The sequence below is a fragment of the Plesiocystis pacifica SIR-1 genome (assembly GCF_000170895.1).
Lineage (GTDB): Bacteria > Myxococcota_A > Polyangia > Nannocystales > Nannocystaceae > Plesiocystis > Plesiocystis pacifica.
In genome coordinates this window covers 46,074-58,933 of record NZ_ABCS01000046.1, presented here as the reverse complement: position 1 = coordinate 58,933, position 12,860 = coordinate 46,074, and the positions used below count along the sequence as shown (strand labels likewise).

Genomic DNA, 12,860 nt, shown 5'->3' with positions numbered 1-12,860 from the left:
CCCGGCTCGCTCAGCTGCCTTTGAGCCCGAGCTCCATGCGCAGCGAAGCCTGCGCGCGAAACACCGCCGCCCGTACAGCCGCCGCGGTTCTCCCAGTTTGCGCGGCGATATCCACGGCCCGAACATCCTCAAAGAAGCGCTGCTCGAGGAGCCGCCGCTGCGTCGTCCCCAACCGGGCCATGGCTTCTACGACCTCGCGTCCGAGTCGGCGCCGCCGAGCGAGCGCGCTCAAGTCCGTCCCCGGCCCCAGCAAATCCGAGAGCAGGGGCACCTTACGGGCGCGGGTCGCCTTCCGCCACGCCCACTTGACCCGATCGGAGATCATCACGGCGAGCACGGCCCGATCTGCGACCTTGCCCAGGCCGTTGGGCGGGCGCTCAAACAGGTCAGCGAAGACGTCGTGGACGATGTCCGCCGCGTCTTCGCCTGCTCCGCGTCGCCGAGCGTAGCCAAGCGCCCAGCGGTAGTGACGGCGAAAGAAGGCCTCCATGGCGGCCTGATCCCCTCGCAACAGGGCGATGATGACCTCGTCATCCATGGTGGGTACTCAGTCGTTTACCATGGTCCAACTTCCCATGGAAGGCGACCGACACGACCGGGAGCCGGCTCCCGACGCCGAGCGGCTGCGCGAGTACGCCCGCAGTGTGGGCGCAGACGTGCAAGAGCTCGAGGATGCGCTCGCTTTCGAGGGCGAAGCCGAGGTGCTCTCATTGGTGGAGGAGTTCGAGCGCGCCAGGCTGTGGCGCCGGCTTCGAGCCGACACACTCTCCCAGGAGGTGCTCGCCGGTGGGCGCTATCGGCTGGAGCGGAGGATCGGAGCGGGGAGCGGTGGGACGGTCTTCGAGGCCTTCGACGTCGAGTTTGCCAGGAAGGTGGCGGTCAAGGTCATGCCCCTGGGCGATCGCGAGGTCGAAGACCGCGAGGCGAAGGCCCTCGCGGCGCTCGATCACCCCAACGTCGTGAGTATCTTCGATCATGGTCGACGCGAGGACTGCCGGTGGCTGGTGCTCGAGCTCCTCGACGGCCCCCCCCTCCGGGGATGGGCGACGGGCAAACCCGCCAAAGAGGTGCTCGCGCGCTATCTCGAGGCAGGAGAGGGCCTGGAAGCGGCGCACCGGCGCGGGCTGGTGCACCGAGACTTCAAGCCGGGCAACGTCATGCTGCACGCCGAGGGGCGGGCCGTGGTCACGGACTTCGGGCTCGCGCGCGGGCTGGAGTCGCTGCGGGCCGAGGCGGGGGAGCACGAGGCGCTGATCGGCTCGGGGACGCTCGAGTACATGCCCCGAGAGCGGCTCATGGGCGCGGCTGGGGATGAGCGGAGCGACCAGTTCGCTTTTTGCGTGGCGTTGTGGGAGGCGCTGGCGGGGGTCCACCCCTTTGGGCTCGCCCCTGAGCTCGACGAACAGCTCGCCGCCTTGGCGGGGCCGCCCCGAGGGCGACGGAGGGTCCCACGCCGGCTGCGAGCGCCGCTCGAGCGCGGGCTGGCGTCGCTGCCGGGGGATCGCTGGCCGACGATGGCGAGGCTGCTCGAGGCGCTCCGAGGAGCCGAGAGGCCGCGGCTGGGTTTGTGGGCAGGCTCGGCGCTGGTGCTCGCGCTCCTGGTCGGGGGGCTGGGCGCGGCGGTGACATCCGCGCCTGAATTTCAGATCCACGAGGACCCGGTCAGTGATACAGACGAGGCCATCCGGGAGATCCGCAAAGGGGTCGCCAAGCACGACGGCGATGCTGTCCTTCAGGGTCTGCGCTCGGGCTACACCGCCGCGAAGCGGGAAGGTCGGCGAGCGGACTTTCGTGATCTAGCGATGGAGGTCGCGCCCAAGCTCGAGGAGCAGGGCGAGCGGGATGTGGCCATCTACGCCCTGCATGTGGCGATCCGGTTCTGTCAGGACCTCAAGGACGAGCAATCTCTTTCCCACGCCCAGAGCCAGTTCGAGCGACTCACGAACCAGCCCTGAGTTCGTCAATCGAGGGGATCGGAGGCATCGAAGCAGGTGACGGTGCCGTCCTCGTTGCTGACACCGTCCTCGCACCAAAACAAGGTCCCGCCGCAGTCGGAGCCAGGCCAACAGATCGCCCCAACGCAGCAGATCGCTTCGGCGTTGGTCGGAGGAACGGGCCCATCGAGCATCGGCTCGCACATCCCAGGTTGGGCGCAGGCGTCGGCGAGGGGGGTGTAGGCGACGACCAGCTGCGCGATGGGATCGTAGACCTCGCCGTAGCGCACGTGAAAGGGCACCGCTCCCGCCGCACAGGGCACGGATCCCTTGAGATGGACTTGCCCGGTGGCGTCGAGGCACACGTCTGCGTCGAGCACGGGCGCGTCTGGTCCCGTGTACTCGCAGACCGGCGCGCTGTCGCACAGGTCGCGGTAGTCCGCGAGGGCTGGGCGGGGCGCCGAGGACAGCGCGAAGCCGAACAGCACGGGCAGGATGATGGTGGATTTTTTGGTCATCCCTGGATCCTACTCGTGGGCCCAGAGTGGCTCTGTACGTCGTTCTGACCGGCTTTAGATGTTGTCGAGCCGGCGTGCTCAAAAAAGGTCGGCTCCCGGGCGAACGTTCCATGGGCGCCGCGCAGGGGCTGGGAGATGACCCCAGCACCGAGCGGTAGACCCAATGCCGACCCTGCAGCTCGCACCACTACTCGCCAAGACGGAACGTCACATCCTCCTCGCCGTCCTCCGCGACCACCCACACTGGAGACTGAGCGAGCTGTTGCGGCTCATTGAGGGTGATGGGCCTCGCGCAGCGTTGCTTCGTGATCTGCGGATTGAGGAGCTCCTGTCCACGGAGGTCACAGTCATCGTACGCGGCCCCCTCACCACCGATCGAGACCGAGAGCGGCTCGAGGCCGCCCAACAGTCGTCTGGCGAACTTTTTGACGAGTTTGTCCGAGAGGTCCTGCACGAAGCATCGACGGCGGGTCCTGGCTGGGTCTCCGCGGGCTACCTGCGCGAGCGCGTTGGCGGTACACGTTGGAAGCTCCAGGCGTCCCTCGCTCGCTTGATCGACGCAGGTGTCGTCGAGCGTACGGGGCGAACGAGCTCGACCCGCTACCGTCGACTCTCAAAAAACGAGACTTCGCACTGAGCGTCCGGATGAAGCAAACCCAGGCACGTTTTGGCCGTCATGTCCGAAGCCTGCGTAAGGCGCGAGGTCTGACACAAGAGGCGCTCGCGGAACGCTCAGGGCTCTCCGCTGACACGATCCGACGCCTCGAGCACGGCGGCTTCTCACCCCTCTGTGCCAACAAGGGTGAGACAGCGAAGCCCCCGAGATTAGTGTAGAGGGCGAGAACCAGCCAGCTGATGACTCAGACAACCAAACCACGCCAGACTCAGCCCGAAGTACAGGTGGTGGCAAAACCAAAGCGGCGGCGCTTCACGGCCAAGTACAAGCGCAGGATCCTCGCGCAAGCCGATGCCTGCACCAAGCCTGGTGAGGTCAGCGCGCTGCTGCGTCGTGAGGGCTTGTACTCGTCACACCTGTCGAGCTGGAGGCAAGCCCGCGAGCTCGGTGAACTCGCGGCCCTCGAGCCGAAAAAGCGCGGGCCCAAGTCGAAGACCGACCCCCGCGATCAAAAGATCGCCGAGCTCGAGAAGCAGCTCGCCAAGGAGCGCGCCCGCCGTGAGCGCGCCGAGGCCCTCGTCGAGGTCCAAAAAAAATTGGCATCGATGCTCGAGGAACTCGGCAAGGACGAGGAGCCATGATCGACATCGTCAACCGGGTCGCCCCCGAGCTCGGCGTCGAGTCGACATGCGCCGCTCTCGGCCTGTCTCGTGCGACCTACTACCGCAAGCGCTACGGGGAGCTCCACGGACCCAAGCGGCCGCGCCCGAAGCCCTCGCGCGCGCTGTCGGGACAAGAGCGCCAGGCGGTGCTCGATACCCTCCACGAACAACGCTTCGTCGACCAAGCCCCTGCTGAGGTCTACGGGCGGCTGCTCGACGAAGGCAAGCACCTGTGCTCGGTCCGCACCATGTACCGGATCTTGACCGACAACGACGAAGTCCGCGAACGCAGGAACCAGCGCGTGCATCCCCCCAACGCCACCCCGCGGCTGTGCGCGAGGGCGCCAAACCAGGTGTGGACCTGGGACATCACCAAGCTGCTCGGCCCGCGCAAGTGGACCTACTTCTACCTCTACGTCGTCCTCGACCTCTTCAGTCGCTACGTCGTCGGCTGGCTCATCGCCGAGGCCGAGTCGGCAGGTCTAGCGCAGCGGCTCATCACCGAGACCTGCGCTCGGCAGGAGATCGAGCCGAAGGTGCTCACGCTGCACCAAGATCGCGGCTCGCCGATGACCTCCAAGACCTTCGCGCAGACCTGCGCCGACCTAGGCGTGACCAAGAGCTTCTCGAGGCCACGGGTCTCGAACGACAACCCCTTCTCCGAGTCCCACTTCAAGACGCTGAAGTACCGACCCGAGTACCCCGGGCGCTTCGATGACCTCGCCGCTGCCGAGAGCCACTGCCGCGACTTCTTCAGCTGGTACAACCACGAACATCTCCACAGCGGCCTGGGGCTGATGACCCCCCACGACATCCACCATGGCCTCGCTGAGGAGCGGCAGGAGGCCCGTGCCCGAGCGCTCGCCGCCGCATTCGCAGCGCATCCCGAGCGCTTCCCAAACGGACCCCCAACACCGCCCTCGCTGCCGACCGAGATCTGGATCAACCAGCCCTCGAACAAGACCATCGACACCCACGCGAGTCCCGCAGCGGGACACTAAACCCAACCCGAAGCTGTCTCATTTTCATTGACACCTTCCGCACCGAGCCTCGACACAGTGACCAAGCTGTGCGCAGGGCTCGACCTCATGGCGAGCACCCTGTTCATGAGCTTCGAGACGGGGGCGAGAGACGAGGCTCAGGAACTGATCGACCTCGTTCTTTCCCGCTGCACGCGCGATCTGGAGTTTGTGACCGGGATACTTCGGCTGTTGTTCGACGAGCTCAGCCGCCGGGCTGACGACCCAGACCAGGATTGAGCGAAACAATCAGCACGGACCTATCATGCGGCCAACAGATGAAGGCCTAGGCCGCGGTGAGTCCACCGCGAGCGGGGCGAGGCCCTGGACCGGTAGCGCGAGCAGGGTCCCGCAGGTGCGGCGCCCTCGGACGCGCTCACTACGAGGCCTGCGAGCAACGTGGTCAGGAACATCAATCAGCCGCTCGAACACGCTGAGCCGGTGGGCCGGCTCGTGCTTAGGAGCAGCCTGCGGCCAGCTTTGCGGGGCTCTGGCACTGGGGTTGCGCGCAGTGGGCGCGGGCCGCTAGCGTCATCGTGTGCAGACGCCGCGTGTGCCTCCCAAGCCGAGCTCGCTCGTTTCGTTCAGCCCCAAAACGGGCGCGCGGCTGGGCGAGGTCCCGGTTGCGGCGCCTGAAGATGTCGCTGCCACGGTCGCACGGGCGAGGCTTGCCCAGGTCGAGTGGGCCGGCCTGGATGTCGAGGAGCGCAACGCAAGACTCCTACGCTTTCGCGAAGTCCTGCTCGCGCGGGCGGACGAGATCGCCGCGCGCGTCTCGGAGGAGAACGGGAAGCCGGCCATCGAGTCCATGGGCTTGCTCGCCCCGATCTGCGCGACCATCGAGCTGCACACGGACCTAGCCAAGCGCCTCGCGCGAGGGCAAAAGGTCAGCCCGACCTTCTTTTTGGGCGCTCGCGCGGTGATCCACCACGAGCCCCTCGGTGTGGCGGGCTTCATTCTGCCGTGGAATTTCCCGTTCGAGCTGGGCGTCAAACACATGATCCCCGCGCTCGCGGCGGGCAACGCCGTCGTCCAAAAACCATCGCAGGCTAACCCGCTCATCGGCGAGCTGATCGTACGGCTGTTCGCAGAAGCTGGGCTCCCCAAAGACCTCGTGCAGGTCGTCCATGGCTACGCGGAGACGGGCAAGGCCCTGGTCGACGCGGCGGACACCATCTGCTTTGTCGGCTCGACCGCGACGGGCAAGCAGATCATGCGGCAAGCGGCCGAGACCTTGACTCCGGTCTTGCTGGAGCTCGGGGGCAACGACGCCGCGATCGTACGGCGCGACGCAGACATCCCGCTCACGGCCCGGGGGCTGATCAACAGCACCTGTTACAACGCCGGCCAAGTGTGCAACGGGGTCGAGCGCATCTATGTCCCCCACGAGCTCATCGACCCGCTGCTCGTGGAGCTCCAGCGGCTCATCCCCCGCCTGCGCTTAGCCTTCGAGGCCTCGGGCGACGACTACGAGCTCGGGCCGTTCATCTGGCCGCCGCAGCTCGAGGTATACGAGGAGCACACCGCCGACGCCCTGGCCAAGGGCGCGAAGGTGCATTGTGGGGGGGAGGTCGTCCGCCGAGGCGGCGGGCTGTACTGGCCCCCGACGCTGCTCACCGGGATGACCCACGAGATGTTGATGATGCGCGAGGAAACCTTCGGGCCCTTCATTGCGATCATGAGCGTCAGCGACGACGACGAGGCCGTCGCCCTCGCCAACGACTCCCGCTATGGCCTCGGCGCGAGCGTGTGGACGCGAGACACCGCGGCGGGTGAGGCCCTCGCCCGTCGGCTGCGCGCGGGCTCGGTGATGATCAACAACGCCATGCAGATCGGTGGCTGCGCGACCTTGCCCTTTGGCGGTGACGGCGACTCGGGGGTGGGTCGGGCTCAGGGTGAGCAGGTGTTCTTCCACTACGTGGCGACCAAGAGCGTGATGACGAGCCCTGGCAGCTCGGCCTCGCTGTGGATGCCCTACGGCCCTGAGGCTCAGCGCTTTTTTCGCGGGCTCTCGCGGACCTTCTACGCCTCAAAGCTGGGAGCGCGGGCAGCAGGCATTTACGACCTCATCGTCGGTCGTCCACAACTCTAGCGACAAGCGTCCCATGACCAAAATCAAGACTGAGACCCTCCCCTCGATCCCCCTCGACCTGTCCCCCGAGCAGGCGCGCGCGCGCGCGTTCGAATGCGAGCTCGCGCGGACCGCCTACAACTACACCTTCAGCTACCTCAGACCCGTCTCGCTAGCGGCGAAGGTTCCCCCGGGGCAGGGCTTCAACGAGGAGTACGTCGTCAAGTTTGGGGCCGCCGTCGAGGCTGTCGCGGAGAACTACCTCGCGGTCATGAAGACCCTGCTCGGCGAGGAGCTCGAGGGCCAAGCCAAGAAGCTGCTTTGGGACGGGGTCAAGGCCCTGCGCCGGGCGGTCCAGAGCGCGGAGGACGAGTCGAGGCTCGAGCTCGACGAGGCCAGCGTCGAAGGCCTCGAGTCCTTGCTCGAGGTGCTCGAGCTGCCCAACGACTTGGTTACCATCCTCGCAGGACTCGAGCAGTCCTTCGCAGCCTACCGGCGCTCGGGGCCCACGGCGCTACTCGAGTACCCGCTACGCGACACCCTCGTCCACAGCGCGCGCCACCTGCTGACGGCGAGCTCGACAGCGGACTTCGCCAAGCTATTCCAGACGCTCCCGCAGCCACTGAGCCTGTCGATTCCGCCGCGAGACTGGATGCAGCTCGGCACGGACGAGCAACCCTGGGAACAGGACTGGTACTTTGGCTACGAGCAGATCGCTGGCTACAACACGACCCGGCTCATGGGGGTCAAGTCCGCCGCTGAACCCGAGCGCGGCGGGGTCGAACTTGGGGAGCTCCTCGCCAAGATGCCGATCTCGGACGAGCAGCTCCAGCACAGCGTCGGCGACCCCAGCCTCACGCTGGAGCAGGCCGTGTCCGCGAAGCGCCTGTACGTCTGCGACTACAGCATGTTCGCGGGCATCGAGGCCGGTGAGCTGTTCGGGCGCCAGCGCTACCTCAGCGCTCCGCTCGCGTTGTTCTACTGGAACCCGAGCCCGCCCCCGGGCTACCCCCCGGTCAACGAGCACTCCGACGGCGCCATGCAGCCCGTCGCCATTCAACTCGGCCAAGAGCACCACCCCGAGCGCACCCCCATCTTCACCCCCGCAGACGGCACCAAGTGGGCCGTGGCCAAGTACTTTGTCCAAAACGCGTGCGGGGTCGAGCACGAGACCATCGCCCACCTCACCAAGACCCACCTGGTGATCGAGCCGATGATCGTGGCGACTCACCGGCGGCTGCCGAGCGTCCACCCGATCTTTGTGCTCTTGCAGCCTCACTTCCAGTTCACGCTGGCTATCAACGAGGCCGCGATGAGCAGCTTGATCATCCCCGGGGGGACGATTCCGGTCGTGCTATCGCCTAGCTGGAAGGGCAGCATGGACTTGATTCGGGGGGCGAGCGAGGACTGGCGCTTCGACGAGCAGACGCCACAGAGCTTGTTCGTTCGCCGTGGGGTGGGCGATGACGCTCTTCCCCAGTTCCCGTTCCGGGACGACACCTCGCTGATCTGGGCCGCGCTGGTGAAGTTCGTGCGCGGCTACATCGAGCTCTACTACACCTCGGACGCCGAGGTCGTCGCCGATGCCGAGATCCAAGCTTGGGTAAACGAGCTGAGCGCGTCGGACTGCGCGGCGGTCAAGGGAATGGACGGGCTACAAAGGATGGAGCGGGACGGGCGTGAGGTCGCCGTGATCACGACCCGGGAGTACCTCACCCGCGTGGTCGCGATGATGATCTACATCGCCGGGCCGCTGCACGCCTCGGTCAACTACGCTCAGTACCCGCTGATGTCCTTCATCCCCAGCGTCTCGGGCACGGCCTACAAGGCCCCACCCACCGCGAGCGAGGTGGTCGAGGACCCCTTGGAGTGGATGCCCCCTCTGGACATCGCGCTGTATCAGCTGTCCTTCCTCTACATCCTGAGCGCGATCCAGTACGACACCTTCGGCGTGTACAGCCCCAACCCGAGGAAGCCCTACTTCCTCGACCCAGCCGCGCGGGCGCTCGTCGGCGAGTTCCGCTACGAGCTCGCGCAGATCGAGCGCACGATCCACGAGCGCAACCTCCACCGGCCCTACCCCTACCAGCTCCAGCTGCCCTCGCGCATGCCTAACAGCATCAGCAGCTGAGCGGAGCGCGTAGCTGTGCGGCGGCGAGGTCCTGTGCGCCCCAAGCCCGGTAGTGGGCGAGGCACTGCTCGAGGGCCGTGTCGACGAAGAGCTTGTGCCCGGCGCGTTGGGCCTGCGTGGCGAGCCGCTGCGAGGCGAGCCCGGCCAGCCACTGGAGCTGCTGTTCACTCGCCCCCTCGCTCGCTCGCATGTAGAGATCCAGCGCGTCCCCAGGGCGGCCGCCCAAACTAGCCAGCTCGGCGTCCACGAGAGTGAGCATGGGCGCGTAGCTCTCGGCCCGGTAGAAGCGAGTCCACCGCTCCAGCACGGCCCGGTGGCGGTGCAGCGCCCGGAGGTCTCGCCGCCGTGTTTGCCGCGAGCTACTCCGCGCGCGCTCAGCGAGGAGCACGCTGGCTGCCGTGGCGAATACGGTCGTCGCCCAGTAGCCGTAGAGGCTGCGCTCGTAGTCCCGTGACATCGCCTGGGCCACGGGCCACGCGGCCGCGTAGTCTCGGTAGAGCACGTGCAGCCAGACCAGACGGGTCGCTATGGTGTCGTGGAAGAAGGCCGAGGCGAAGGCGTCCAGTTCGGGGGCGGGGGCGTCGGAGGAGCCGGTGCGGAGGCGGTCGATGAGCCAGTGCGTCCCCCGGACCGCTCGCTCGTTGTCGGGGTGGGGCTCGAGGCGAGCACGGGTCTCGAGTTCCCGGATTCGCGGGGGCACTTCGTCGAGGGGCGTCCCGGCCTCGAAGTGCAGCATGGATCCGATGCTCACGAATTGCGCTGCGGTCCCGTGTAGGCCGAGATCGCAGCAGCGATCGAAGCGGGGCTGGACCTGCCGCAGGCAGTCCTTGAAGGACCGGTCGCGCGGCTCGAAGAACAACGAGAAGATGTTGATGGCTGCGCGATCGCGCATCGATAGCGTGTCCTCGCCCTCGGCGAACTCGCACATCTGCGCCCACAGCTCCTGGGAGGCGGATGCCCTACCCACGATCGCCAAGCCGATGCTGGTCAGTCCAATGCCGAAGGAGAAGCCCTCGTGGCGGCCGCGGCGAGCGATCATCCTGGCGTGCCGGCCGATCAACCAACGCGCTCGTTTGCCTTGCCGGAGGTTGGCGAGGGAGAGGTAGATCGGGGGCAGCATGCTCATGAGGGTGCGCTGGCGGGGCTCGGCGACGATCTGGAGCTCGACGAGCGGGCGATCTCGAAGCCGCGAGAGCGCCCGGGCGCCTCGGACGAAGCGCCACAGCGCGGCTAGGCTCGACACGTGCTCGGGCAGACGAAGCCCGAGCCGCTGGAGCTCCGCGCCGCCTAGGGCCACGACCTGCTCGTTGCGGCTGTTGAAGAACAGCCTGAACAACCGCTCGACCGCGACATTCTCGTAGTCCGCCGGGGTCAAGGTCCAGGCGAGCAGGTCGTCGTAGAGTCGGTCTTCGACGCAGGGGTCGTCTGTGACCCGGGCCCAGCCGAAGGTGATGGCCAGGCACAGCGCATAGTGCTCGCCCCCGCACCGAGCGTCGTCCATGAACGGGGCGGCAAGGGCTTGTGCGCGCGCGAAGTAGGTCTCGGCCAGGGCGTGGGAGGACTGCGCCATGGCTCGCTCTCCCGCCAAGCAGCTGTAGCGTGCGAGCCGCAGCCGCTCCTCCAGGCAGCTCGGCGCTGCGGCGCTGGCATGGAACTGATCGAGCGCCCGGAACAGCAGCCCGTCGTCGCGGGTGCGCTCGTGGCGAGCGAGCAGGCCCTCCCCCAGCGCGTGGTGAAGGACCGCTCGTCGCTCTGGGCTGAGGGCGGCGATCGTGACCTCCCGGACGCGATCGTGCGCGGTCTCGAGCCACACGCCCTGGCGGCCCTCGTTGCGGACGATCAGTGCGCTGTCTTGGAGCTGGCTCGCCGCGCCCGTCGACGCCTCCGGACACAGCTCGAGGGCGAGGGCGCCAGCGAGGGGGCCGCCCGCGAGGGCGATGAGCTCGAGCAAGGCTCGCTGACCCTCGGGGAGTAGGTCGAGGCGGGTCCGGATGAAGGCGTCGAGATCCGAGTCCGCAGCGCTGACGTTTGAGAGCGCCTGGACGAGCTGGATGATGAAAAAGGGGTTGCCCGCCGAGCGCAGCGCGATGCGCTCGGTCGTCAGGGCGTCGAGCTCGCGCCCGTGCTGCTGCTGAGCTAGGAGCCGGGTCAAGCGCTGAGCGCTGGACGTCGACAAGGGCCGCAGTTCGATATCGAGGTCCGTCCGCCCGAGGAGCTCGCTGCCCTCGAGCCGCTCGCGGATGGTGGGCTGCCCCGCGTCGCTGCGCAGCGCGAGGATGAGGGTGAGGCCTGCGGGCGGGGAGCGCAAGACAGCCTCGAGGAGCTCGATGCTGTCGATGTCCGTCCACTGGAAGTCATCGATCTGGATGACCAGGTCGGTCTCATGGGTGAGCTTGGCGAGCAGGGCGGACAGCTCTGCGCGGGACTCGGCGCGGAGCTCTCGCGCGCTGAGCTCGGGATGCTGAGCGCTGGGCCACATGTCCTCGAGCACGGGGAAGGCCTGAGCGAGAGTGCTCGCCCCCCGAGGGCGCAGCGCCTCGCGTTCCTGGGGAAGCAGCTTGTGCAGGTAGACCGAGAGCCCGTCGATGACCTCGTCGACCCCCTTGTAGGGGATGGCCTCGTGCTCGCGGCAGCGACCTTGAAGGACGAGGCTGCCCCGCCCACGCAGCCACCCTCGGAAGTGGCGCAGGAGCTCGGACTTGCCCTGTCCGCTCGGGCCGCGCACGTGGACGACGACCGGTCGCGCGCGCCCTTGGGTGGTGTTGAACAGGGCGCGCAGCTGAGCGAGCTCCCGCGCGCGGCCGACGAGCTCTGCAGGGGAGCCCGGCACGTGGACACGCCGCCGCTCCTCGCTAGCGAGGCCGTCGAGGCGCACGCTCAGCTCCTCGACATCGGGGCGCTCGTCAGGCTCGCGCGCGAGCAGCTCGACGCACAAGTCGCGCAGCGGCTCGGGGACACGGTCGAGCTCGGGGCAGGGGAGAAGCGGCTCGTGTTTGCGCGCGAGCAGCTCGAGGAAGTTTCCGACATGTGGCCGGTGGCCGGTCAAGCACTCGAACAAGATGACCCCGACGGCGTAGAGGTCGGCGGCCGCGTCCGCGCGCCCTCCACGGGCCTGCTCGGGCGCCATGTAGGCCGGGGTCCCGAGGATGTTCCCCGAGTGGGTCATGCCCTGGTCTGGGTCCTCGAGTTCGGAGACGAGCCCGAAGTCCAAGAGCACGACACGGCCCTGCCTGGTGACGAGGATGTTCGACGGCTTGAGGTCTCGGTGAATGCAGTTTCGGGCGTGGAGCACCCCTAGGCCCGCTGCGAGCTGGCGGAAGGCCTCGAGTAGGCGCTCCAGAGGCGGGTGCTCGCCCGTGGGGGTGCCCCGACGGACCCAGTGAACGAAGGGCTCGCCCGCGATCAGCTCCATTGTGAAAAAGGGGCGCTCGCCGTCGACGATGTACAGCTCGAGCAGCTCGATCAAGTTGGGGTGGTGGACATCGCAGAGCGCCCGGAACTCGCGCTTGAACCGGTACAGGTGGCTCGCAGATGCGCGCGCCAAGGTCTTGAGCGCGACGCATGGCCCACCGTCGCTCGGTCTCGCCGCGTAGACCTCTCCCATGCCACCGGCGCCCAAAGGCCGCTCGATGACGTAGTCGCCGATTCGCTCGCGGGGGCTGGGTCTCCTACCAAAGCGCCGGGGCGCCGTGTCGTCGAAGGTCTCGGTTGCGCCGGACTCCATCGAAAGCGTCCTCGCTAGCGGCGGTGCGGATTTCTCCGGGTCCGGCATCTAGCCATGATAGCAATTCCCCGGCCCTCGCTCCGGGGATTGGCGCGCGACTCAGGCCGTGCCCTACCACACCGTTCTTCGGGTGTTTCCGCACCAGAGCCGCACTGCAAGGACCCGCTCTAAGCCTACGTCGACGG

The 12,860-nt window shown here is 67.5% G+C and carries 9 protein-coding genes and 1 pseudogene; 6 read left to right on the top strand and 4 right to left on the bottom strand.

What is annotated here, in order from left to right; all coding sequences use genetic code 11:
- Positions 1 to 10 precede the first annotated feature (10 nt).
- Positions 11 to 538 carry an RNA polymerase sigma factor gene (locus PPSIR1_RS22380; RefSeq protein WP_006973436.1) on the bottom strand — a complete coding sequence of 176 codons (528 nt, stop codon included), beginning with the start codon at positions 536 to 538 and terminating at the stop codon, positions 11 to 13.
- Here PPSIR1_RS22380 and PPSIR1_RS43500 point away from each other — a divergent pair.
- On the top strand, positions 519 to 1,955 hold the full coding sequence (locus PPSIR1_RS43500) for a serine/threonine-protein kinase (RefSeq protein ID WP_232296530.1): 1,437 nt from the start codon (positions 519 to 521) through the stop codon (positions 1,953 to 1,955). The genes PPSIR1_RS22380 and PPSIR1_RS43500 overlap by 20 nt on opposite strands.
- Before the next feature lie 5 nt (positions 1,956 to 1,960).
- On the opposite strand, the gene PPSIR1_RS22370 is transcribed toward PPSIR1_RS43500, so the two are convergent.
- Positions 1,961 to 2,452, bottom strand: a complete 492-nt coding sequence (locus PPSIR1_RS22370) for a hypothetical protein (protein ID WP_006973434.1) — start codon at positions 2,450 to 2,452, stop codon at positions 1,961 to 1,963.
- A 187-nt stretch (positions 2,453 to 2,639) separates the two neighbouring features.
- Complete coding sequence (locus tag PPSIR1_RS48150; RefSeq protein WP_006973433.1) at positions 2,640 to 2,906, bottom strand: hypothetical protein; 267 nt, start codon at positions 2,904 to 2,906, stop codon at positions 2,640 to 2,642.
- A 191-nt stretch (positions 2,907 to 3,097) separates the two neighbouring features.
- On the opposite strand from PPSIR1_RS48150, the pseudogene PPSIR1_RS46435 reads away from it, so the two are divergent.
- The 5 genes and pseudogenes from PPSIR1_RS46435 to PPSIR1_RS22340 form a co-directional block, all read left to right on the top strand.
- Positions 3,098 to 3,238 (top strand): annotated as a pseudogene (locus tag PPSIR1_RS46435) (helix-turn-helix domain-containing protein); the annotation flags it as partial.
- A gap of 69 nt (positions 3,239 to 3,307) precedes the next feature.
- A protein-coding gene (locus PPSIR1_RS22355; RefSeq protein WP_086001597.1) for an IS3 family transposase occupies positions 3,308 to 4,731 on the top strand; the annotation gives its coding sequence in 2 pieces (ribosomal slippage) (positions 3,308 to 3,664 and positions 3,667 to 4,731; 1,422 coding nt in all).
- A gap of 57 nt (positions 4,732 to 4,788) precedes the next feature.
- Complete coding sequence (locus PPSIR1_RS22350) at positions 4,789 to 4,989, top strand: hypothetical protein (protein WP_006973431.1); 201 nt, start codon at positions 4,789 to 4,791, stop codon at positions 4,987 to 4,989.
- Between the two features lie 298 nt (positions 4,990 to 5,287).
- Positions 5,288 to 6,841, top strand: a complete 1,554-nt coding sequence (locus PPSIR1_RS22345) for an aldehyde dehydrogenase family protein (protein WP_086001596.1) — start codon at positions 5,288 to 5,290, stop codon at positions 6,839 to 6,841.
- Between the two features lie 13 nt (positions 6,842 to 6,854).
- Positions 6,855 to 8,951, top strand: a complete 2,097-nt coding sequence (locus PPSIR1_RS22340; RefSeq protein WP_006973429.1) for a lipoxygenase family protein — start codon at positions 6,855 to 6,857, stop codon at positions 8,949 to 8,951.
- On the opposite strand, the gene PPSIR1_RS22335 is transcribed toward PPSIR1_RS22340, so the two are convergent.
- Positions 8,941 to 12,675, bottom strand: a complete 3,735-nt coding sequence (locus tag PPSIR1_RS22335) for a serine/threonine-protein kinase (RefSeq protein ID WP_198154587.1) — start codon at positions 12,673 to 12,675, stop codon at positions 8,941 to 8,943. The genes PPSIR1_RS22340 and PPSIR1_RS22335 overlap by 11 nt on opposite strands.
- Between the last annotated feature and the right edge of the window lie 185 nt (positions 12,676 to 12,860).